Below are 20,785 nucleotides of genomic sequence, written 5' to 3'. Positions count from 1 at the left end.
CGTGGGCAGGTCGCCCATTTCGCCGGTTCCCGGTCCCGACGGCGCGGGATCGCGGTCGGCCGGTGCTGGGGAACGGCGCCGGGCCGCCGCATCCCGGCCCCCGGACGTGCGCGACGTCGCCGACGCACTGTGGCTGATCGCGGCGACGCGGACGGACGAAGCACGGGCGCGGCCTTCGACCCCCTATCGGCGACCGGACATCCCCCCGGTCCGGGACACTTTGCCGGATACGGTCGAACTACCGCCCCCGGCCACGCGGGCAGAGCCGGCTCCTCCGCTCGAAAGCCCACGTCAGGTGATTGCGGCCGGGGTGATCGAAGTTCCGTCCACCGCGGATTCCGGACCGCAATCACCGCCGGTCTCCGGATCGATCCGGCCGTCCGTTATCGTTCGGGCCCTCCGCACGCTGAAGCGAAGGGTGCCGGCCTGGCATGAGCACGTGGTCATCGTCGACGAAGCCGCGACGGCGGAGCGGGTCGCCGAGAGCGGATTCTGGTGGCCGGTGACCGAACCGGAAATGGAACGGTGGCTTGATCTCACCGTCGTGGTGGATACCGCTCGCTCGATGACACTGTGGCGCAGCACCGTGAAATCGTTTCGAGCCGGCCTGGAACAGCTCGGCGCCTTCCGGACGATCCAGTACCGCCGGCTCGACACCCAGAGCAGCGGTCACCCGCGCAGCCGGCCCCGGTTGTACGGCGAAACGTCATCGTCGACGCCGAGGGATCCGTCGGAGCTGATCGACCCGACCGGCCGGCGCCTGGTTCTGCTGATCACCGATGGGGTCGGCGACCTCTGGCGGTCGGGCGGGGTGTCCGCCGTGCTCGCCGAGTGGGCGTCGGTGATGCCCACGACCGTCCTGCACGTGCTGCCGCAGCGGCTGTGGGCGCGGGGGATGGACCTGCACCGCGCCCGGCTCAACGTCCACGTGCCGGTCGCGCCGAACAGCCAGTGGGGCTGGGAGCTGCCGGAAGCGTGGGCGGACCCGGAGCTGGCGGCGGCCAAGGACGCCGGCGCGATCCCGGTGCCGGTGATGGAGCTCGGTCCGCGCTGGCTGCGCTGGTGGGCCCGGCTGGTTGCCGGTGAGCACAAGGGTTTTGTCCCCGCGCGCGTGCTGCTGAGCGGGCTGAAGACCGCGCCCGTCGAAGGTGACGGCGCCATCGTCGACCCGGACAGCGCCCGCGAGCGGGTGCGCCGGTTCTTGAGCGTCGCCTCTCCGCCGGCCTACCGGCTGGCCACGATGCTCGCCGCGGTACCCGCCAACCTTTCGGTCGCGCGGTTCGTCCAGGACGAACTCCTGCCCGAGGCCCGGCCGGAGCACCTCACAGAAGTGCTGACGAGCGGGCTGCTGCGGCCGGCCGCGGCGGTCGGCGACGAGACGACGGTGTTCGACTTCCCGGCCTCGGTCCGGCAGGTGCTGCTGAGCGGGGCCCGGCGCACCGACACCGCGGAGGTGGTCCGCGCCACGGAGGCCCGGTTCGGCACCATCACCCGCTTGCGGGATGCGATCGACGCACCGGACGCCACGCGGGATCCCCTTTCGGGGGAGGACTCGCCGCATGACATTTCACTTGAAAGGGTTGTCATGCAGGCGCTCAGTGGCCCTTATGCCTCACGAGCCAGCCGTATTATTCGCTCAAAAGAGGGATTCGACGGCGAACTTGATGTTTCGGCCGATTCCGCTGGGACCTCGACTGTCCCGAAGGCCGGACATGCCATTCCTCAGAAGAAGAACTCGCCCTACGACTATGGTGAACCGGTGATCCACGCTATGGCCAACGCTTCCGTTCCGTCCGAGACTTCCTCGTCTACAGTCGCCACCGCCGGCGAGGCGGTGGACGACCAGGTCCGCCGGACCCCGGAGTTGCGCGAGCCGTTGCCTGCCGAAGACGCCGGCGCCCTGCTGGGCCGCCGTCCCATCTTCACGCCGGAGCACGGGGACAGCCCGGTCGAGGACGTCCCGCCCGTCTGGGGCAGTGTGCCGCCGCGGAACCCCAACTTCACCGGCCGCCGGGAACTGCTCCGGGAACTGGGCGAGCGGGTCCTGTCCGGCACCACGGCGGTCCTGCCGTCGGCCCTGCACGGCATGGGCGGCATCGGCAAGACGCAGATGGCCGTCGAGTACATCTACAGCCACCTCCGGGAATACGACGTCGTGTGGTGGATCCCCGCCACCCACGCGGCCCAGATCCGGGTGGCGCTGACCGAACTCGCCCAGGCGTTGAACCTCCCGGGCTCCGGCGAGGCGAACACCGCCATCCCGGCCGTGCGCGAGGCGCTGCGGACCGGCCGGCCGTACCGGCGCTGGCTGCTGGTTTTCGACTCGGCCGAAGACGTCGCGATGGTCCGCCAGTTCTTCCCGACCAACGGCCCCGGCGAAATCCTGATCACCTCCCGCAACGCGGAATGGGCCAGCGTCGCCCGGCCGCTGGAAGTCGCCGTGTTCGAACGCGCGGAGAGCGTCGAACTGCTGCGCCGCCGGGGTCCGGAGATCGACATAGCCGAGGCCGAGCAGCTGGCGGACCGGCTGGGCGACCTTCCGCTGGCGATCGAGCAGGCCGCCGCCTGGCGCGCCGAAACCGGCATGCCGGTGCAGGAATACCTGCGGTTGTTCGACGAAAAGGTCGCGGAAATCCTCGACACCTCGAGTCCGGCGGATTACGAGGTGTCGGTCGCCGCGGCTTGGAACGTTGCATTCGACGAATTGCGGACGCGCAATCCGGTGGCGCACCAGCTCCTTCAAATTTGCGCTTTCTTCGCTCCGGAGCCCATTTCTCGTGCCTTCTTCTCGGGTGTCGGCAGTATTTCGATCCTGCCCGAAATCGACACGGCCCTGCGCGACCCGATGAAACTGGCGCGGGCCATCCGGGACATCAACCGGTACAGCTTGGCAAAGATCGACCACCGCACCAATTCGATCGTCCTGCACCGGTTGGTGCAGATCGTCCTCCGCAACCGGATGACGCCGCAGCACCGGGCGGAAATGCGGCACGGCGCCCACCTGCTGCTCGCGAAACGCGACCCCAACGACCCCACTTCGTCGAAGCAGTGGCCGCGCTACCAGGAAATCCTGCCGCACGTCTACCCCTCCGAGATCGTCGAATGCGACGACCGCTGGGTCCGCCAGCTCGTGATCAACCTGATGCGGTACCTCTACCAGTGGGGCGACCACGACGAGGCGCTCCGGCTCGCGGAAACGTCGCACCGGAACTGGACCGAGCGGCTCGGCTCCGACGACGAGCAGACCATGCAGGCTGCCGAGCGGCTGGGGTACTACTACTGGGTCACCGGCCGGTACGCCGAGGCGGCGCAGATCAACCGGACGATCCTCGACACCCGGCGGCAGCTGTCCGGTGACAACAGCGAGGAGACGCTCGCCGCCCAGATCGCGGTCTCCGGCGACCTTTCCGCCAGCGGCGATTTTGTCGCATCGCGCGACCTGACCGAAGACGTCTACCAAAAGGCCAAGGCGCTCTTCGGCGAGGACGACCCGGTCACCCTGCGCGCGGCCCGGATCCACTGCACCAACCTGCGGCTCACGGGCCAGTACCGCGAAGCCGCCGAGCTGGACGAAGCGAATTACCAGCGCCAGACCGAAATCCTCGGCTACGACCACGCGGAGACCCTGAGCTCCCGGATGGGTCTCATCATCGACCGCCGGGAAGCGGGCGACTACGTCTGGGCGCGTGAAGAGAACGAAAAACTCGCCGAACGCGTGCGCGAACTGTTCGGTGAGGACAACGCGGAGACCCTGCGCCGGATGGCTTACTTGGCGGTCTCCCGGCGCAAGGCCGGCGACCACGAAGCGGCGAGGGAACTGGCGGCCGCGGTGCTGGAGCGGTTCCGCGTGCGCTACGGCGAAGACAACTTCAACGTGATGGCCTGCGCGCTCGGGTACTCGATCGACCTCCGCCACGCGCAGGAACTGCGGTCCGCGCGCGAGCTGGGCGAGCAGATCTTCGAGCGGTACCGGCGCAACCTGGGCGAGCACCACCCGCACACGATGGCCGCGGCCGTCGACCTGGCCGTGACGCTGCGCCTCTTCGGCAACGCCGCCGCGGCACGGGCACTGGACGAGCGTTCGCTGGCGCAGCTGCGCGAGGCGCTCGGGCCGGACCACCCGAGTGCGGTGCTGTGCGGGATCAACCTGGCGAGCGATCTCTCCGCGCTCGGCGAGACCGCGGCCGCGCTGCAACTGGAAACGGACATGCTGGCGCGAGCCGAGCGGGCGCTCGGGAAGGACCACCCGACGACGCTCGCCGCCGGGCTGAACCGGGCGCTCGACCTGCGCACGTCCGGGCAGAGCCAGGAAGCGGAGACGCTCTACGCCGACGTCCTGTCGCGCTACCGGATGGTGCTGCGCGAGTCGCACCCCGGCACCATCGCGGCGTCGAAGGGTGTTCGCGCGGACTGCGACATCGACCCGCTGCCGCTGTAACGCCGGTCAGCTGCGGGCCGGCCGGGTGCCGGTCCGCAGCCAGCCGAGCCAGCCCGCGAGTGCGTCCGGTGTTCCGGGAGCGGTGCCGGCGGCGAGCAGCCGGCGGTGCACCGCGCGGACGAGCTCCGGCTGGTGCAGCAGCACGGACCCGGCCGGGTCGGTGCCGGAGCGGGAAAGGGCGAGCCCGAGTCCCGTCCAGGCCGTCGGGCTGTCCGGGTCGGCGGCCAGCTCCGCCCGGTACCCCTCGGCCGCCTGGGCGAAGTGGCCGGAAACGTAGGCGAAGTCGGCCGTGGTCGCTCCCGGCACGTCGTGGCCGTGCCGGCGGAAGCCGGCCGGGTCGGTGAGGAACAGCCGGGTCAGATCGAGACGGGCGTGGTGCCACCGGCCGTCGGGGACCGGGGTCGGGTCGGCGTCGGGCAGGAAGCCGAGCGCGGGCCGCGGCCGCCCGGCCGACCAGGCGTCGGCCAAGGTCCGGACGACCAGCGGGTCGGGCCGCAGGTGGCGCAGCCGCCAGCCGGCGTAGTGGTCGAGCAGCGCCGCCCTCGCCGCGGTCGCGCCCGGCGTCGGCACCGGTTCACGCAGCCACGGCCCGAGCTGTTCGGCGATCCGGCGGAGGAACCGCCGTCCGTCGATGGTCAGCAGGGGATCGGCCCGGAGCACCGCCAGGACCTGCCGGACCGCTTGCCGCCAGTGGGCGAATTCGAACTCGGCGATCCGCCGGAACGGTTCGCCTTCGAGCCGCGACAGCGCCCGCCAGAACGCCGTCACCCCGAAAAAGGCGTACACCCCTTGGAAAACGCCGCCGATCGGCCGCGGATCGTCGCGCCACGCGGTGTAAAACCGCTCGGCCGGGTCGTCTCCGTGCAGTTGCCGCAGGTGCATCAACCCGCTGAGCCGGTTGTGCTGGAACTCGTGGACCAGGGACGCGGCGAGCGACGCGGCGTCGGCGGGCCGCGAAATGACGGCGCTGCCGAACGCCTCCCCGCTCGACGCGCTCGTGGTGCGGAACGGCTGCATCGGCCGCGGCACGAGCGAGCTGAACCCGACCGGGAACGCGTCCGCCGTGTCGGGCAGGCAGCGGACGATCAGCCGCCAGGCGTCGTCGAGCAAGCGCGTCCAGTTCGCCAGTTCCTCCGCCGGAAGGCGTTGGGGCAGCACGGGTTCGAAGGAACCGCGGTACGGGTCGAGGTCGTCGAGGCGCAGGGACAGCACGCGGTCGCCCGCGATCGCCGTCACCTCGCGCAGACCCCACCAGCCCGGCCCGTCCGTCGCCGGATCGGCGGGCACCCGGACGATCTCGCGGCCGTTGTCCAGTTCCAGCGCGGTTCCGGTCCGGCGGACCTCGGCCACCATCCATTCGGTGTTGGCCTGGAAGCGGGCCACGCCGAGGCCGGGGAGCATCGCGGTGCCCGCCCAGACGGGGATGGTCGCCGTGAAGTCGAGGCCGGCGCGGATCGCCGCCGCGGCCGCCAGCGCGTGCAGGTGGCCGGTGTGCACCCACAGCGGGCAGACGCCGGTGATCTGCCTGCGCAGCAACCGGATCGTGTACCCGGCCCACGTGCCGGTGTACGGGTGCCCGAGCAGGAGGTCGACGGATCCCGGGTCCGAGTTCTGCGCCCGGGCCAGCAGGTCCCAGGCTTCGTCCGGGGGCGCGAGCGGACCGCACAGCGCCGGGTCCTTCGCCACGAGGTCCGTGATCGCGCGCAGCAGGAGCAACCGCCGGCTGCGTTCGGCTTCGCGCAGCAGCCGCAGAGCACCGATATCGCCGGTTCCGGTGGCGATCGCGTCGAAATCCGCCGTCCCGATCCGGTGCACCGGCAGTTCGCCCGGTGTCACGTGCTCCTGGCCCGCTGGCATGGCACCACGGCTAGTGGTGCCAGCTGTTGTCGCGCTTCTGATCGCAGAACTGTGGCACCGCCGACTGTTCGACCACTTGGTGCAGGGCGCGTTGCAGCTCCGGGGTGTCCATGGTGCGCAGTGCACTGAGGGGCACGGCACTGAGGTCGACCAGTGGTGCGCCCGGGTTCGGGTGTTCGAGAACCGTGTTCATGTCCCATCCCCACTCACGAACGGAAGCCGGCCGAGTCGCCACGTCCATGATGCCTGACCGGCAGGCCCGGCAGGAAGGGCGGAAGGTGGTGATCTGGCTGCCGATCCGGTTCAGGCGACGCCGAGGGCGGTGTGCAGCAGGGTGGTCAGCTCGGCTTCGAAGTGCGGGCGGGAGGCCAGCCGGCGCGTGCGGGCCAGGTCGTTGGCGATGGTCAGCGCCGCGTGGACGGTTATTTTCGCTTCCCGCGGCGGTAGCTCCGGGCGCACCGTCGACAGCAGCGTCACCCACTGGGCCACGTAATCCCGTTGCACGCGCAGCAGATCCGCCTTGTCGCGGTCCGGCATCGTGACGCGGTCCGCCGAGAACGACACCAGCAGTTCCGGCGTGTGCAGGATCGTGTGCACGTACGACGCCGCCAGGCGGCGCAGGGCCGAGCGTTCGTCGGACGTCTGGAGGGCTTGCTCGGCCGCCAGGGCCAGGCGGTCCGCTGCGCGGTGGCCGATCGCCACCATCAGGGCCGCCTTGCTCGGGAAGTGGCGGTACACGCTCGGGCCCGCGATGCCCGCCGCCGCGCCGATGTCCTCCATGCTCACGTCGTGGAAGCCGCGCTGGGCGAACAGCGCCGTCGCCTCCGCCAGGACCTGCTCGCGGCGGGACGGGGTGCCCAGCCGCAAGGACGGCGGCTCCGGGTGCTCGGACGGCTCCGGGAGTGTGGCGTCGAGCACACCGAGGGCCAGCTCGACGAGCAGCTGGGCGAAGCGGCGGCGCGCCACCGACGTGTGGTGGACCGACACGCTGCCGAACACCGACAAGGCCGCCCAGCAGAGCAGCTCCGCGTCGTCGCCCGGCAGGTCCGGCCGGCGGGCGAGCAGGGCCTTGGCCCACGCCGCCAGCGCCAGCGCCGAGCGGCGGGCGATCTCCCGCTGGTCCTCCTTGGGCAGGTGCCGCCCCTCCCAGCGCCACAGCGCCGCGATCTCCCGCCGTTCGACGGCCTGCGTCGCCAGCCGCGTGAGCAGGGCTTCCAGCCGGCCGGCGGGCGGAACGGCGTCCGACAGCGCCTCCGCCGTCGCCGCCTCCAGGTCCTCGAAACCGCTCAGGACGACGTACGCCAGGATCGCCTGCTTGTCCGCGAAGTGGCGGTACAACGCCGGTCCGGTGACGCCGGCCGCGTCCGCGATGTCCTTGATGCCGACCCCGGGGAAGCCGCGCGCGCGGAACAGCTCCGCCGCGACCGCGGCCAGCTGGGCCTTGCGGTCGCGCGGGCGCGCACTACGCACAGAGTCGGTCATGGTGAGTGAACGATAGCGGCTAACGGCACACCTGCAACCCATTGACACCATGGGGTTATCCGGGGATATGTTAATGGCCATTAGCTCTACTGGCCGGTATAGTCGGCTGCGACACGGCTAGGCACGACGACGTCCGAATCGCTCGCGAGGAGTAGTTCAGTGAGTAGCGAGGCCTACATCTACGAGGCGATCCGCACGCCTCGCGGCAAGAACAAGGGCGGTGCCCTGCACGGCACCAAGCCGGTCGACCTGGTGGTCGGCCTGATCGAAGAGCTGAAGGTCCGTCACCCGAACCTCGACCCCGCCGTGATCGACGACATCGTGCTCGGCGTCGTCTCCCCGGTCGGCGAGCAGGGCGCGGTCATCGCGCGCACCGCCGCGCTGAACGCGGGCCTGCCGGAGACCGTCGCGGGCGTGCAGCTGAACCGCTTCTGCGCCTCCGGCCTCGAGGCCACCAACACCGCCGCGCAGAAGGTCCGCTCCGGCTGGGACAACCTGATCATCGCCGGCGGCGTCGAGTCGATGTCGCGGGTGCCGATGGGCTCCGACGGCGGCGCGCTGTTCATGGACCCGGCCACCGCGTACGACAACTACATCGTCCCGCAGGGCACCGGCGCCGACCTGATCGCGACCATCGAGGGCTTCTCCCGCGAGGACGTCGACCGCTGGGCCGTCCGCTCGCAGGAGCGCGCCGAGGCCGCCTGGTCCGGCGGTTACTTCGCCAAGTCCGTCGTCCCGGTCAAGGACATCAACGGCGTCACGGTCCTCGACCACGACGAGCACCGCCGTCCGGGCTCCACCGTCGAGGGCCTCGGCAAGCTCAAGCCCGCCTTCGCCGGCATCGGCGAGCTGGGCGGCTTCGACGCCGTGGCGCTGCAGAAGTACCACTCGGTCGAAAAGATCAACCACGTCCACACCGGCGGCAACTCCTCCGGCATCGTCGACGGCGCCGCGCTGGTGCTGGTCGGCTCCGAGCAGATCGGCCAGACCTTCGGGCTGACCCCGCGCGCCCGGATCGTGGCGACCGCGACCGTCGGCTCCGAGCCGACCATCATGCTCACCGGGCCCACCCCGGCCACGGAAAAGGTGCTGAAGACCGCGGGCCTCAAGCCCGAGGACATCGACCTGTGGGAGCTCAACGAGGCGTTCGCCTCCGTCGTGCTCAAGTGGATCAAGGACCTGCACCTCGACGAGGAGAAGGTCAACGTCAACGGCGGCGCGATCGCCATGGGCCACCCGCTCGGCGCCACCGGCGCGATGCTGGTCGGCACCGTGGTCGACGAGCTGGAACGCCGCCAGGCGCGCCGCGCCCTGGTGACCCTGTGCATCGGCGGCGGCATGGGCGTCGCGACCATCATCGAGCGGGTGTGAGGACCACAATGGCCGAGAGCAAGACCATCCGCTGGGAGCAGGACGAGGACGGCATCGTCACGCTGACCCTCGACGACCCGAAGCAGTCGGCGAACACGATGAACGCCGACTTCCGCGAGTCGCTCGGCGTAACCGTCGACCGCCTCGAGGCGGAGAAGGACAGCATCACCGGCGTGGTGCTCACGTCCGCCAAGAAGACGTTCTTCGCCGGTGGCGACCTGAACGACCTCATCCAGGCCAAGCCCGAGCACGCGGTCGAGCTGACCGAGGGCAGCACCCTGATGAAGGGGCAGATGCGCCGCATCGAGCAGCTCGGCAAGCCGGTCGTCGCGGCGATCAACGGCGCCGCGCTCGGCGGTGGCCTGGAGATCGCGCTGGCGACGCACCACCGCATCGCCGCCGACGTCAAGGGCAGCCAGATCGGCCTGCCCGAGGTGACGCTGGGCCTGCTGCCCGGCGGCGGTGGCGTGGTTCGCACCGTGCGCCTGCTCGGCATCCAGAGCGCGCTGCTGAACGTCCTGCTGCAGGGCCAGCGGCACCGTCCGGCCAAGGCGCTCGAGCTCGGCCTGGTGCACGAGCTCGTCGGCACGGTCGAGGAGCTCGTCCCCGCCGCGAAGGCGTGGATCAAGGCGAACCCCGAGGGCGGCGTCCAGCCGTGGGACGTCAAGGGCTACAAGATCCCCGGCGGCACCCCGTCGAACCCGAGCTTCGCGGCCAACCTCCCGGCGTTCCCGGCGAACCTGCGCAAGCAGATCAAGGGCGCGAACATGCCGGCGCCGCGGGCGATCCTGGCCGCCGCGATCGAGGGTGCGCAGGTCGACTTCGACACCGCGATCCAGATCGAGACGCGCTACTTCATCCACCTCGCCACCGGCCAGGTCGCGAAGAACATGACCAAGGCGTTCTTCTTCGACCTGCAGACCATCAACTCCGGCGGCTCGCGGCCGGACGGCTTCGAGAAGTACACGGCCAAGAAGGTCGGCGTGCTCGGTGCCGGGATGATGGGCGCCGCGATCGCGTACGTGTCGGCGAAGGCCGGCATCGACGTCGTCCTCAAGGACGTCTCGCAGGAGGCGGCCGAGAAGGGCAAGGGCTACGCGGTCAAGATCGAGGAGAAGGCCCTCTCGCGCGGCAAGACCACGCAGGAAAAGTCGGACGCGCTGCTGGCGAAGATCAAGCCGACCGCCGACCCGGCCGACTTCGCAGGCGTCGACTTCGTCATCGAGGCCGTCTTCGAGAGCGTCGAGCTGAAGCACAAGGTGTTCGGCGAGATCGAAGGCATCGTCAACGCCGACGCGGTCCTGGGTTCCAACACCTCGACCCTGCCGATCACCACCCTCGCCGAGGGCGTGCAGCGGACCGAGGACTTCATCGGGATCCACTTCTTCTCGCCGGTGGACAAGATGCCGCTGGTCGAGATCATCTGCGGCGAGAAGACGTCGCCGGCCACGCTGGCCAAGGTCTTCGACTACACGCTGCAGATCAAGAAGACCCCGATCGTCGTCAACGACAGCCGCGGCTTCTTCACCTCGCGGGTGATCGGCACGTTCATCAACGAGGCCGTCGCCGCGCTGGGCGAGGGGGTCGAGCCGGCGTCGATCGAGCAGGCGGGCGCGCAGGCCGGTTACCCGGCGCCGCCGCTGCAGCTGATGGACGAGCTGACGCTGACCCTGCCGCGCAAGATCCGCAAGGAGACGAAGGAAGCCGTCGAGGCGGCCGGCGGGACGTGGAAGTCGCACGCGTCGGAGGCCGTGATCGACCGGATGGTCGAGGAGTTCGACCGCAAGGGCCGCTCGACCGGCGCGGGCTTCTACGAGTACGGCGAGGACGGCAAGCGCACCGGGTTGTGGCCGGGTCTGCGCGACGCGTTCAAGTCCGGCTCGGCGCAGGTGCCGTTCGAGGACCTCAAGGAGCGGATGCTGTTCGCCGAGGCCCTGGAAACGGTCAAGTGCTTCGACGAGGGCGTGCTGACGTCGGTGGCCGACGCCAACATCGGCTCGATCTTCGGCATCGGCTTCCCGGCGTGGACCGGTGGCGTCATCCAGTACATCAACCAGTACGAGGGTGGCCTGCAGGGCTTCGTCGACCGGGCGCGTGAGCTGGCCGCCCGGTACGGCGACCACTTCGAGCCGCCCGCTTCGCTGGTGGAGAAGGCCGCCAAGGGCGAGATCTACGAATAACGGCTGACGTCGAAGGCCGCCACCGGACTCCGGTGGCGGCCTTCACGGCGTTCAGAACGAGACCGCCACCTCGGCGTGGCTGACGTGACCGTCCCAGTGGCTCAGTGCCCGCCGCGCGTCCTCCTCGAGAACGGCCTCTTCGTAGCTCTCGCCCGCGAAGCCGCGTACGGCGTCGAGGTCGGTGAAGAAGGTGATCGAGGTGAACTCGACCTCGTCGCCGGCCGGGCGGCGCAGCAACCGGGCGCCCTGGAAGCCGGGCACGTCACGCAGGTGCTGCGCCACGTCGGTTTTGTAGTGCCGTTGGTAGTCGTCGGCCGTCGCGGCGGGCGCCCAGCCGCGCCAGGTACGTGCGATCATCCTCGGTTCCCCAATCCGTCGAGGGGCTCGACGGTACCGGCGGGTGTCCGGGAAGCTGTCCACCGGAAGTTCGCCGGAACGCCACCGGAGCGGGTTAATCTCCGCCCATGCGCCGTTCCCTCACGGTGGCCCTCGCCGCCGCCCTGCTCGCCTCGACGTTGACAACGATGTCGGACGCGGCCGCGCTGAGCCGCGCCGACTTCGTCGATCCGCTCATCGGCTCGGCCGGGGACGGCAACACCTACCCCGGGGCCACCACGCCCTTCGGCATGCTCGCCTGGAGCCCGACCAGCACCCGCGGCGACCAGACCTCGACCGGCGCCGCCAACGGCTACCAGTACGACACCACCCGGATCCGCGGCTTCAGCCTCACCCACGTCAACGGCGCCGGCTGCAACCCCGGCGCCGCCGGTGACGTGCCGATCCTGCCCTTCGCCGGCGATGTCACCTCGTCGCCGACGGCGGACACCACCGACGCCGTCTACGCGAGCAACTTCAGCCACGCCGACGAAGCCGCGACGCCCGGGCGCTACCGGCTCGGCCTCGCCAACGGCGTCACCACGGACGCGGCCGCGACCGAACGCACCGCGATCGCCTCGCTGCAGTACCCGGCGGACAAACCCGCGAGCTTGCTCTTCCGCACGTCGAACTCGCTCAACGGCAGCGAAGACGCCGAGACCCACCTCGACCCGGCCAACCGCGCGGTCACCGGGTCCGTGCTCACCGGCGCCTTCTGCGGCCGCCGCGCGAACGGCGGGGTCAACAACCGCAAGTCCTACTACCGCCTGCACTTCACCGCCCGGTTCGACCAGCCCTTCACCGGCACCGGGACGTGGAAGGACGCCACCCTCCAGCCCGGCGGCCTCGACCAGACCGGCGGCGAAGGCTACGCGACCGGCCAGGACCGCGCCGGGCGCGGCTCCGGCGGCTACGTCACCTTCGCGCCCGGCAGCAAGGTCACGATGCGGATCGCGATCTCCTACGTCTCCCTCGAAGGCGCCGAACGCAACCTGCGGGCCGAGCAGCCTTCGAAGTCCACTGTGGACAGCATTGCCGAGAAGGCGAAACGGGCCTGGAACACCGAGCTGAGCCGCGTGGACGTCGGCGGCGGCTCGGCCAACCAGCGGATCGTCTTCACCACCGCGCTCTACCACAGCTTCCAGCAGCCCAACCTGGTCAGCGACGTCGACGGCCGGTACCTGGGGATGGACGGGCAACCCCACCGCGTCGAACGCGGGCAGGACGCCCAGTACTCGAACTTCTCCGGCTGGGACCAGTACCGCGCCCACGTGCAGCTGCTGGCCCTGCTCGAACCGCGGGTGGCGGGGAACTTCGCCCAGTCGCTCTACAACTACGCGCGGCAGAACGACGGCGTCTGGGACCGCTGGGTGCACGTCAACGGCGCCACGCACGTGATGACCGGCGACCCGTCGGCGGCGACGCTCGCGACCTTCTACGCCATGGGCGTCCGCAACTTCGACCACCGCGGTGCCTTCGGCTCGCTGTACCGGCAGGCGACCGTCCCGCGGCCGGAGGGCCTGCAGGACGGCGGCTGCCCCGGCCAGTGCGTCGGCCAGCGGCCGAACCTCGCGCAGTACCTCACCTCCCGCTACGCGCCGCAGGACGTCTGCCACTGCTGGGGTGGCGCCGCCGAGACGCTCGAAGACTCCGTCGCGGACTTCGCGCTCGGCCAGTGGGCGCACCAGCTCGGCCGTACGGAGGAAGCCGCGGAACTCGACGCGCGCGGTGGCTACTGGCGCAACGTCTTCAACCCCGCCACCGGGTACACGCAGGCGCGCAACCTCGACGGCGGCTGGGTGACGCCGTTCGACCCGGCGAGCGACCGCGGCTTCGCGCAGGGCAGTGCGGCCACCTACACCTGGATGGTCCCGCAGGACGTCTCCGGCCTCGCCGGCGCCATGGGCGGGAAGGCCGCCGCGGTCACCCGCCTCGACGGCTTCTTCCACGACGGAGCGGGGAACTGGCTGCTCAAAGGCGGCGGCCCGCTCAAGTACGACCCGACGAACGAGCCCGGCATCCACGCGCCGTGGCTGTACAACGAGCTGGGCCGGCCGTGGAAGACGCAGGAAACCGTGCGGCAGCTGGTGAACTCCGTCTACACGACCGGGCCGTCGGGGCTGCCCGGCAACGACGACCTCGGGACGATGTCCGCCTGGTACGTCTTCGCCGCGCTCGGCCTCTACCCGCGGACGCCCGGCTCGGCGGAACTGCTGCTCTCGAGCCCGCTGTTCCCGAGCGCCGTGCTCCGGCCGGCGGGTGGCGCGCCGATCCGGATCACGACGTCGGGGAGCGGGAAGTACGTCCAGGACGTTCGCCGCGACAGCCGTCCCCAGCGGGACTGGAAGCTCGACGCGAACTTCCTGCGCACCGGCGGCAGCCTCGACTTCCGGTTGTCGGAGAAGCCGACTACGTGGGGGAGTTAGGGCTCGAGCGCGAAGTGCGGCAGCCGGCGGTCCAGCCACCGCGGCAGCCACCAGGCCCGGGCGCCGAGCAGCCGCATGATCGCCGGGACGACCAGGCAGCGGATCACCAGCGCGTCCAGCAGCACCGCGACCGCCAGGCCGAGGCCGAACTGCGCCAGCATCCGGGACGGGTCGAGCAGGAACGCGCCGAACACCAGCACCATGATCGCGCCGGCCGCGGTGATCACGCCGCCGGTCGCGGCGAGGCCCTCGCGCACCGCCAGCCGCGCGTCGCCGGTGCGGCGCCACTCCTCGTGCATCCGTGACACCAGGAACACTTCGTAGTCCATCGACAACCCGAAGACGATCGCGAAGATCATCACCGGCACGAACGCCTCGATCGGGCCGGGCTGCGCGCCGAACCAGCCGTCGCCGAACACCAGTGTCATCACGCCGAGCGAGGCGCCGATGCTCAGCAGGTTCAGCAGCGCCGCCTTGAGCGGGATCAGCACCGACCGGAACACCACCATCAGCAGCAGCGCGGACAGCCCGACCACGACCAGCACGAACAGCGGCAGCCGATCGGCGACGGCACCGGCGAAGTCCGTCGCGGCCGCCACCGAGCCGCCGACGAGGTAGTGGCCCGGCAGGGCCGGCAGGACGTCGGTGCGCAGCCGCGTCACCAGCTCGGCCGTCGCCTCGTCCTGCGGTGACGTCGTCGGGAAGACCAGCACGGTCTCGCCCATCGGCGGCAGAACCCGGGCGATGCCCGGCGTCGACGCGAGTTTCCGCTGCAGCGCGACGGCGTCGCCGTCCTCGGTGACCACCGCGAGCGGCCCGGTGAAGCCCGGGCCGAAGCCCTCGGCCAGCAGGTCGTAGGCCTGCCGCGTGGTGGAGCCGGCGGGGTCGGTGCTCGCGTCGGCGAACCCGAGCCGCATCCCGGCGGCCGGGATGGACAGTCCGATGAGGACGATCAACCCGAGCGCGAGCGGGGCCAGCGGGCGCTTCTGGACGGCGTCGGCGAGCCGTCGCCACGCCTTGCCGTGGTCCCGGCGGGCGGCGTGACGGCGGATCCCGCGTTCGAGCCGCTTGCCGAACAGCGACAGCAGCGCGGGCAGGAGCGTGACGGACGCGAGCATCGTCATCAGGACGGTGAGCGCGACGGACAGCGCCACCCCGCGCAGGCCGCCGAGCCCGAGCGCGAGGAGGCCGAGCAGCGCGATGATCACCGTCGTGCCGGCGAACAGCACCGAGCGGCCGGCGGTGTCGAGGGCGCGCCGCGCCGCCGCGTCGCGGTCGTGGCCGGCGAGGAGTTCGGCGCGGTAGCGGGAAAAGATCAGCAGCGCGTAGTCGACGCCGACGCCGAACCCGACCAGCATCATCAGCGGCGAGGTGTAACTCGCGATGTCGACGTAGTGCGACACGACCGTGATCACGCCCAGCGTGGCGCCGACGGCGAACACCGCGGTGATGACCGGCAGCCCGGCCGCGAGCAGCGAGCGGAACAGGAACACGAGGATGACCAGCGCGGCGAGCAGCCCGACGCCTTCGGCGGGTCCGCCGCCCCCGGCGATCCGCTCGATCGGGTCGCCGGCGAGCGCGACCTCGACCGGTCCGGCTTGCTTCGCGGTGTCGGCGAACTTCACGATGTCGTCGTAGGGGAGGTCGGTGGAGGCGGCGTCGAAGGTGACGGTGGCGTAGCCGATCCGCCCGTCGGCCGAGAGCGTCGTCTCGGATACCGACCGCACGTGCGGCAGGGACCGGACCTGGCCGAGCATCGTGTCGATCGGCGCGCGGTTCGCGGCGAGCCCGCTGTCGGCCTTGAGCACGATCTGCGCGCTCGCGCCGGACTGTGCCGTCGTCTTGAGCAGGTCGACGACCTGCTGCGATTCGGTGCCGGGCAACGAGTTGTCGTCGTGGAACGCGCTGCCGGCGAGCCGGGCGGTGACCGTGACGCCGATGAGGACCAGCGCCCAGAGCGCGACGGCGAGCCAGCGGTGGCGTTGCGCCCAGCCGGCCAGCCGCGCCAGGCTTCCCCCGGTGGGGCGTGTGATGGTGTCCATGGTGGACAAGGATTCGCGAGACCGGCCCTACCGCGCGTCGCGCCGCGGAGGACACTTCGGGTGCTCCCGGAGGTGTCCCCTAAGGCCGTTCCCGTACTCCCGGGGGAGTACGGGTCAGGGGGCCAGCCACCGCGGCGTCACCGCACCGGACTCGTAGGCGAGGACAACGAGCTGCGCCCGGTCGCGCGTGCCGGTCTTGGTCATGATGCGGCTGACGTGCGTCTTCGCCGTCGCCGGGCTGAGGGTGAGCTCACGGGCGATCTCGTCGTTCGACAGCCCGGCCGCGACCAGGGTCAGCACCTCGCGTTCGCGGCCGGTGAGCCGGTCGAGCGCGGGGGACGGCGCCGGGCGGGTGCCGCGCGCGGCGAACTCCGCGATCAGCCGCCGGGTGATCGACGGCGCCAGCAGCGCGTCGCCGCGGGCGACCACGCGCACGGCGTGGATCAGCTCCTCCGGCTCGGTGTCCTTGACCAGGAACCCGCTCGCGCCCGCCCGCAGCGCACCGTAGACGTCTTCGTCGAGGTCGAACGTGGTGAGGATGACGACCTTGCTCTGCACGCCCGGGTCGTCCAGCAGGTGCCGGGTGGCGGCGAGGCCGTCGAGCACGGGCATCCGGATGTCCATCAGCACGACGTCCGGGTGGTGGTCGTGCGCGGCCTGCAGAGCCTCGCGCCCGTCCGCGGCCTCCGCAACCACGGAAATGTCGTGCTCGCCGTCCAAAATGGACCGGAAGCCGGCGCGGACGAGCCGCTGGTCGTCGACGAGCAGGACCCGGATCATCGGCCCATCATCGCACCGGCAGCCGGGCGCGCACCCGGAAACCGCCGTTCTCCCCCGGCGCCGCGGTCAGTTCGCCGCCGAGGGCCCGCGCGCGTTCGGCCATGCCGCGGATCCCGTTGCCCGCCGACGCCGTCCCGCCGCGGCCGTCGTCGTCGACAGCCACGGTCAGCTCGCCGGCGCCGTAGCCGAGCCGGACGACAACGGTCTTCGCGCCGGCGTGCTTGGCGACGTTGGTCAGCGCCTCCTGCACGACCCGGAACGCCGCGTGCTCGACGTCCGGCGGCAGGTCCCGGGCGACGCCGTCGATCTCGGTGCGCACGGTCAGACCGGAGGCGCCGACCGATTCGGCCAGCTCCGCGACCCGCTGCAGGCTCGGCCCACCGGTCTGGCGGAGCACGCCGAGTGTCGCGCGCAACTCCTGGAGTGCGGTCTTGCTGGCGTCCTTGATCGCCCCGAGCGCTTCCTCGGCCTGCCCCGGGTCACGGCGGTGCAGCGCGGCGCCGGCCTGGACGTTGATCAGCGCGAGGTGGTGGCCGAGGGCGTCGTGCAGTTCGCGGGCGATGCGCAGGCGTTCGTCGGTGGCGCGCGCCCGGGCCGCGGCCTCCTTGGTGCGCTCGGCCTCGGCGCGGTAGTGCGCGACGGCGCCACCGGCGACCAGCGCCACGAACCAGCCGGTCATCAGGAAGAACGCGAAGTTGTCGACGTGCCGCCCGCTCCGCGACCCGATCTCGCCGGCCGTGACGCCGGCCATCGCCGCGACGACGAGCAGAGCGGCCCCGCGGATCCGCCCGGCCGCGGCGGCGTTGTAGAGCGCGTAGGCGAAGGCGAGCAGGACAAGGCCGTCCGGATCGGTCAGGGGGTAGTAGAGCGCACAGCAGACGAGCGCGAACCCGGCGACGCTCAGCGGGTACCGGCGCCGGAAGAAGAGGGCGGCGCAGCCGAGGACGGTCAGCGCCCAGCCGATCGCGGCGTGGCGGGCGGCCTCGGGACGATCGCCCAGCACGGCGAACAGCGAACCGGCGAGCACCGCCACGGTGACCGCGAGCTCCACGGCGAACCGGCGCAACCAGGACATACGCCGAGTCTAGGCGGCGGCGTTTGTAACAAGAGCTTCCGATGCGCCGACTACGCGGCATTGCTTCGTGGCGCCAAGGAGTCTCGATGAACAAGAAATTCGGGTGGATCCTCGCCGCGTGCCTGCTGGTTGCGGGCTGTGGCGCCGGCGCGGTGCCGCCGAAGAACACCGGGAACGTCGGCGTTCTCGACGCGCCGGCTACGACGTATTCGGCGCCGACGTACTCCGTTCCGGCCACGACCGAAGCGCCGACCACGACTTCCGAAGCACCCGTCGTCACCCCCGCGCCGACCACGCCGCGAGCCGTCGTGCCGAAGGCAACCGCGCCGAAACCCGTGGCGCCGAGGACCACCACGCAGGCCGCGCCGAAGCCGGCCGAGTGCGGCGCCGACTACTACCGGAACTCCGACGGCAACTGCGTCCACCGGCCCAGTGACAACCCCTCCGGCGCGACAGCACTCTGCAAGGACGGCACCTACAGTTACAGCCAGCACCGCTCGGGTACCTGTTCCGGACACGGAGGTGTCCGCACCTGGCTGTGACGAAACCGCCACTCGCACGGAAACCCGGCACCCCGTGGGTACAGTGCATGAAGTTGCATGATGCGTACTAAGTACACACTGGGGGTGTGTGGTGTCCCGTTCCGCGCCGTCCGGCCGGGCGATCGTCGTGGTGCTCGCCTCGTGCGGGCTCGTCGCGTCGTTCATGCAGACGCTGGTCGTGCCGCTGATCCCGGTCTTCCCGCGGCTGCTGCACGCTTCGGCGGCCGACGCGTCCTGGGTGGTCACCGTGACCCTGCTGGCCGCGTCCGTCATCACCCCGGTCAGCGGGCGGCTCGGCGACCTCTACGGCAAACGGCGGATGATCCTGGTCAGCCTCGCGCTGCTCATCGCCGGCTCGGTCGTGTCCGCGACGACCAGCGCGCTCGGGTTCCAGATCCTCGGCCGCGGGCTGCAGGGCTGCGCGATGGGCGTGATCCCGCTCGGCATCAGCATCATGCGCGACGAACTGCCGCCCGAACGCGTCGGCGGCGCGATCTCGCTGATGAGCGCCACGCTGGGGGTCGGCGGCGCCATCGGGCTGCCGGTCGCGGCCGTGGTGGCCGAGAACGCCGACTGGCACGCACTCTTCTGGACCGCCGCCGGGCTCGGGCTGGCCTGCGCGCTGCTGATCCTCACCGTGGTGCCCGAATCGCCGCTGCGGACGCCCGCGCCGTTCGACTACTTCGGCGCGTTCGGGCTGGCCGCCGGGTTGCTCTGCCTGCTGCTGCCGGTGGTCAAGGGCGGCACGTGGGGCTGGACCAGCGTGCCGACGCTCGGGCTGGCCGCGGGCGCGGTCGTCGTCCTGCTCGCCTGGGGCGCCTACCAGCTGCGCCGTCGCGACCCGCTGGTCGACCTGCGGGTGTCCGCCCGCCGTCCGGTGCTGTTCACGAACCTCGCGTCGATCATGGTCGGCTTCGCCCTGTACGCCATGGCGTTGTCGTTCCCGCAGCTCCTGCAGGCGCCGGCGTCGACCGGTTACGGGCTGGGCCAGACGATGGTCGAGTCCGGTCTCACGCTGGCCCCGAACGGCCTGGTGATGATGCTGCTTTCGCCGGTTTCGGCCCGGCTCATCGCCCGGTTCGGCCCGCGCCCGACGCTGATGAGCGGCGCGCTGGTGATCGCCGCCGGGTACGCGTTCGCGATCGTGCTGATGGACAACGCGCTCCAGCTGATCACGGCGTCGGTGATCATCGGGGCCGGCGTCGGCATCGCGTACGCGGCGATGCCCGCGCTGATCATGGGATCGGTGCCGGTCACCGAAACGGCGTCGGCGAACGGCCTGAACTCCCTGATGCGCTCGGTCGGCACGGCGATCTCCAGCGCCGTGATGGCGGCGATGCTGGCCCAGCTGACGATCAGCGTCGGCGGGCTGCCGGTGCCGTCGCTGGCCGGCTTCCGCGCGACGTTCGCGGTGGCGGCGGGCGCCGCACTGGCCGGGGCGCTGCTGGCGGCGCTGGTCCCGAAGACGCGGACCGCGCCGGAGCTGGTGGGTGTCTAGCTCGGGCCGCCTCGACGAGTTCTCGTAACACTCCGTGATCAGCGCGGACGGCCCGGTCGGGATCCATCGACCGGGCCGTCCGAACGGGGCTACCGAAGCGAAGCCAGGGCGCGAGAAACCTAGTGATCGTTGAGGTAGTAGTGCTGGCTCGAGTGCTGGTAGTTCGGACCCAGGTAGATCCCGACGCCGATGCTCCAGTTTTCCGGGAGGTTGTGCGTGCCGCCATCGGAAGCCCTGGCCGTGGCGCAAGATCCCAGCCCGCCGGAGGCGGTGAGTGTGTAACGGGTGTCGTAGGCGCCCGGAACGGTGCTCTCCTCGACGGCGATCGTGGCCCGGGGAGTGAGTCCGTCGGCCGCCGTGTCGCAGAGGGAGACGACGTCGCCGTTCTCTTCGATGTAGACAGTGCCGCCCTTGTCGGCGTCCGTGGTGGTCCACGTGTGGTCCCAGCTGCCGCCGGGCGGGTCCACGGTTGCCGACGCCGACGTCGCGGTCATGAGTGTGCCGGCTGCGACGAACGCAGTCGTCGCGACCAAGGCCGCGATCTTGTTACGCATCTTTTTGCTCCTATTTCTTACTCGCGCACGAAATCCGGGCGAGCTGTTGTTGATTGACGTCGTCCGCTGTGATCAAGCGTCCGCGAACGGCTTTCCGGCCGGGGTCAGGGCTTCTCGAAGTGCTGGTAGTCGATCGGGGTGTCCCAGGAGCCGCCCCAGGTCCAG

The 20,785-nt window shown here is 71.0% G+C and carries 15 protein-coding genes; 6 read left to right on the top strand and 9 right to left on the bottom strand.

What is annotated here, in order from left to right; genetic code table 11:
- Nucleotide 1: 1 nt before the first annotated feature.
- Complete coding sequence (fxsT, locus tag Q5425_RS38545) at nt 2-4,438, top strand: FxSxx-COOH system tetratricopeptide repeat protein (RefSeq protein WP_308677357.1); 4,437 nt, start codon at nt 2-4, stop codon at nt 4,436-4,438.
- Between the two features lie 6 nt (nt 4,439-4,444).
- On the opposite strand, the gene Q5425_RS38540 is transcribed toward fxsT, so the two are convergent.
- The 3 genes from Q5425_RS38540 to Q5425_RS38530 all read right to left on the bottom strand — a co-directional run bounded on the left by Q5425_RS38540 (nt 4,445) and on the right by Q5425_RS38530 (nt 7,777).
- Complete coding sequence (locus tag Q5425_RS38540; RefSeq protein WP_308677356.1) at nt 4,445-6,295, bottom strand: HEXXH motif domain-containing protein; 1,851 nt, start codon at nt 6,293-6,295, stop codon at nt 4,445-4,447.
- Between the two features lie 10 nt (nt 6,296-6,305).
- Entirely contained in the window at nt 6,306-6,488 is a 183-nt protein-coding gene (locus Q5425_RS38535; RefSeq protein WP_308677355.1) for a hypothetical protein, read from the bottom strand.
- A gap of 110 nt (nt 6,489-6,598) precedes the next feature.
- A complete protein-coding gene (locus Q5425_RS38530) occupies nt 6,599-7,777 on the bottom strand; it encodes a TetR/AcrR family transcriptional regulator (RefSeq protein ID WP_308677354.1) in 1,179 nt (392 codons plus the stop codon).
- Between the two features lie 159 nt (nt 7,778-7,936).
- On the opposite strand from Q5425_RS38530, the gene Q5425_RS38525 reads away from it, so the two are divergent.
- Both Q5425_RS38525 and Q5425_RS38520 read left to right on the top strand, forming a co-directional pair.
- A complete protein-coding gene (locus tag Q5425_RS38525) occupies nt 7,937-9,148 on the top strand; it encodes an acetyl-CoA C-acetyltransferase (protein ID WP_308677353.1) in 1,212 nt (403 codons plus the stop codon).
- Between the two features lie 8 nt (nt 9,149-9,156).
- Nucleotides 9,157-11,328 (top strand): 3-hydroxyacyl-CoA dehydrogenase NAD-binding domain-containing protein, encoded by a 2,172-nt coding sequence (locus tag Q5425_RS38520; RefSeq protein ID WP_308677352.1) that lies wholly within the window; start codon nt 9,157-9,159, stop codon nt 11,326-11,328.
- Nucleotides 11,329-11,379: 51 nt separating this feature from the next.
- Here the strand turns inward: Q5425_RS38520 and Q5425_RS38515 are convergent, their stop codons facing one another.
- Nucleotides 11,380-11,685, bottom strand: a complete 306-nt coding sequence (locus tag Q5425_RS38515) for an antibiotic biosynthesis monooxygenase (protein WP_308677351.1) — start codon at nt 11,683-11,685, stop codon at nt 11,380-11,382.
- 107 nt (nt 11,686-11,792) lie between these two features.
- On the opposite strand from Q5425_RS38515, the gene Q5425_RS38510 reads away from it, so the two are divergent.
- Nucleotides 11,793-14,129, top strand: coding sequence for a GH92 family glycosyl hydrolase (locus tag Q5425_RS38510; protein ID WP_308677350.1), 2,337 nt, complete (start codon nt 11,793-11,795; stop codon nt 14,127-14,129).
- On the opposite strand, the gene Q5425_RS38505 is transcribed toward Q5425_RS38510, so the two are convergent.
- The 3 genes from Q5425_RS38505 to Q5425_RS38495 all read right to left on the bottom strand — a co-directional run bounded on the left by Q5425_RS38505 (nt 14,126) and on the right by Q5425_RS38495 (nt 18,026).
- Complete coding sequence (locus tag Q5425_RS38505) at nt 14,126-16,171, bottom strand: MMPL family transporter (RefSeq protein WP_308677348.1); 2,046 nt, start codon at nt 16,169-16,171, stop codon at nt 14,126-14,128. The two genes, Q5425_RS38510 and Q5425_RS38505, sit on opposite strands and share 4 nt — an antisense overlap.
- Nucleotides 16,172-16,285: 114 nt before the next feature.
- Complete coding sequence (locus tag Q5425_RS38500; RefSeq protein ID WP_308677347.1) at nt 16,286-16,951, bottom strand: response regulator transcription factor; 666 nt, start codon at nt 16,949-16,951, stop codon at nt 16,286-16,288.
- A gap of 7 nt (nt 16,952-16,958) precedes the next feature.
- The gene (locus Q5425_RS38495; protein ID WP_308677346.1) at nt 16,959-18,026 is read right to left on the bottom strand and encodes a sensor histidine kinase; all 1,068 of its coding nucleotides are present in this window, start codon (nt 18,024-18,026) and stop codon (nt 16,959-16,961) included.
- An 86-nt stretch (nt 18,027-18,112) separates the two neighbouring features.
- Here Q5425_RS38495 and Q5425_RS38490 point away from each other — a divergent pair, with 86 nt between their 5' ends.
- On the top strand, nt 18,113-18,568 hold the full coding sequence (locus tag Q5425_RS38490; protein ID WP_308677345.1) for a DUF3761 domain-containing protein: 456 nt from the start codon (nt 18,113-18,115) through the stop codon (nt 18,566-18,568).
- A gap of 88 nt (nt 18,569-18,656) precedes the next feature.
- Entirely contained in the window at nt 18,657-20,066 is a 1,410-nt protein-coding gene (locus tag Q5425_RS38485; RefSeq protein WP_308677344.1) for an MFS transporter, read from the top strand.
- Between the two features lie 119 nt (nt 20,067-20,185).
- Here Q5425_RS38485 and Q5425_RS38480 read toward each other — a convergent pair whose 3' ends face one another.
- Nucleotides 20,186-20,620 carry a hypothetical protein gene (locus tag Q5425_RS38480; protein WP_308677343.1) on the bottom strand — a complete coding sequence of 145 codons (435 nt, stop codon included), beginning with the start codon at nt 20,618-20,620 and terminating at the stop codon, nt 20,186-20,188.
- A gap of 104 nt (nt 20,621-20,724) precedes the next feature.
- Nucleotides 20,725-20,785, bottom strand: a 61-nt coding sequence (locus tag Q5425_RS45930) for a M15 family metallopeptidase (RefSeq protein WP_354924792.1), incomplete at its 5' end; no start/stop codon positions are given.

It is taken from the genome of Amycolatopsis sp. A133 (assembly GCF_031082405.1).
Classification (GTDB): Bacteria; Actinomycetota; Actinomycetes; order Mycobacteriales; family Pseudonocardiaceae; genus Amycolatopsis.
The sequence above is the reverse complement of the archived record's forward strand: the minus strand, read 5'-3'. Positions and strand labels throughout refer to the sequence as shown.

What these genes read in the sequence shown, in the direction of transcription:
- Q5425_RS38540 (WP_308677356.1), bottom strand. Translation starts at nt 6,295, where the DNA reads ATGCCAGCGGGCCAGGAGCACGTGACACCGGGCGAACTGCCGGTGCAC.
- Q5425_RS38535 (WP_308677355.1), bottom strand. Translation starts at nt 6,488, where the DNA reads ATGAACACGGTTCTCGAACACCCGAACCCGGGCGCACCACTGGTCGAC.
- Q5425_RS38530 (WP_308677354.1), bottom strand. Translation starts at nt 7,777, where the DNA reads ATGACCGACTCTGTGCGTAGTGCGCGCCCGCGCGACCGCAAGGCCCAG.
- Q5425_RS38520 (WP_308677352.1), top strand. Translation starts at nt 9,157, where the DNA reads ATGGCCGAGAGCAAGACCATCCGCTGGGAGCAGGACGAGGACGGCATC.
- Q5425_RS38515 (WP_308677351.1), bottom strand. Translation starts at nt 11,685, where the DNA reads ATGATCGCACGTACCTGGCGCGGCTGGGCGCCCGCCGCGACGGCCGAC.
- Q5425_RS38510 (WP_308677350.1), top strand. Translation starts at nt 11,793, where the DNA reads ATGCGCCGTTCCCTCACGGTGGCCCTCGCCGCCGCCCTGCTCGCCTCG.
- Q5425_RS38505 (WP_308677348.1), bottom strand. Translation starts at nt 16,171, where the DNA reads ATGGACACCATCACACGCCCCACCGGGGGAAGCCTGGCGCGGCTGGCC.
- Q5425_RS38500 (WP_308677347.1), bottom strand. Translation starts at nt 16,951, where the DNA reads ATGATCCGGGTCCTGCTCGTCGACGACCAGCGGCTCGTCCGCGCCGGC.
- Q5425_RS38495 (WP_308677346.1), bottom strand. Translation starts at nt 18,026, where the DNA reads ATGTCCTGGTTGCGCCGGTTCGCCGTGGAGCTCGCGGTCACCGTGGCG.
- Q5425_RS38490 (WP_308677345.1), top strand. Translation starts at nt 18,113, where the DNA reads ATGAACAAGAAATTCGGGTGGATCCTCGCCGCGTGCCTGCTGGTTGCG.
- Q5425_RS38480 (WP_308677343.1), bottom strand. Translation starts at nt 20,620, where the DNA reads ATGCGTAACAAGATCGCGGCCTTGGTCGCGACGACTGCGTTCGTCGCA.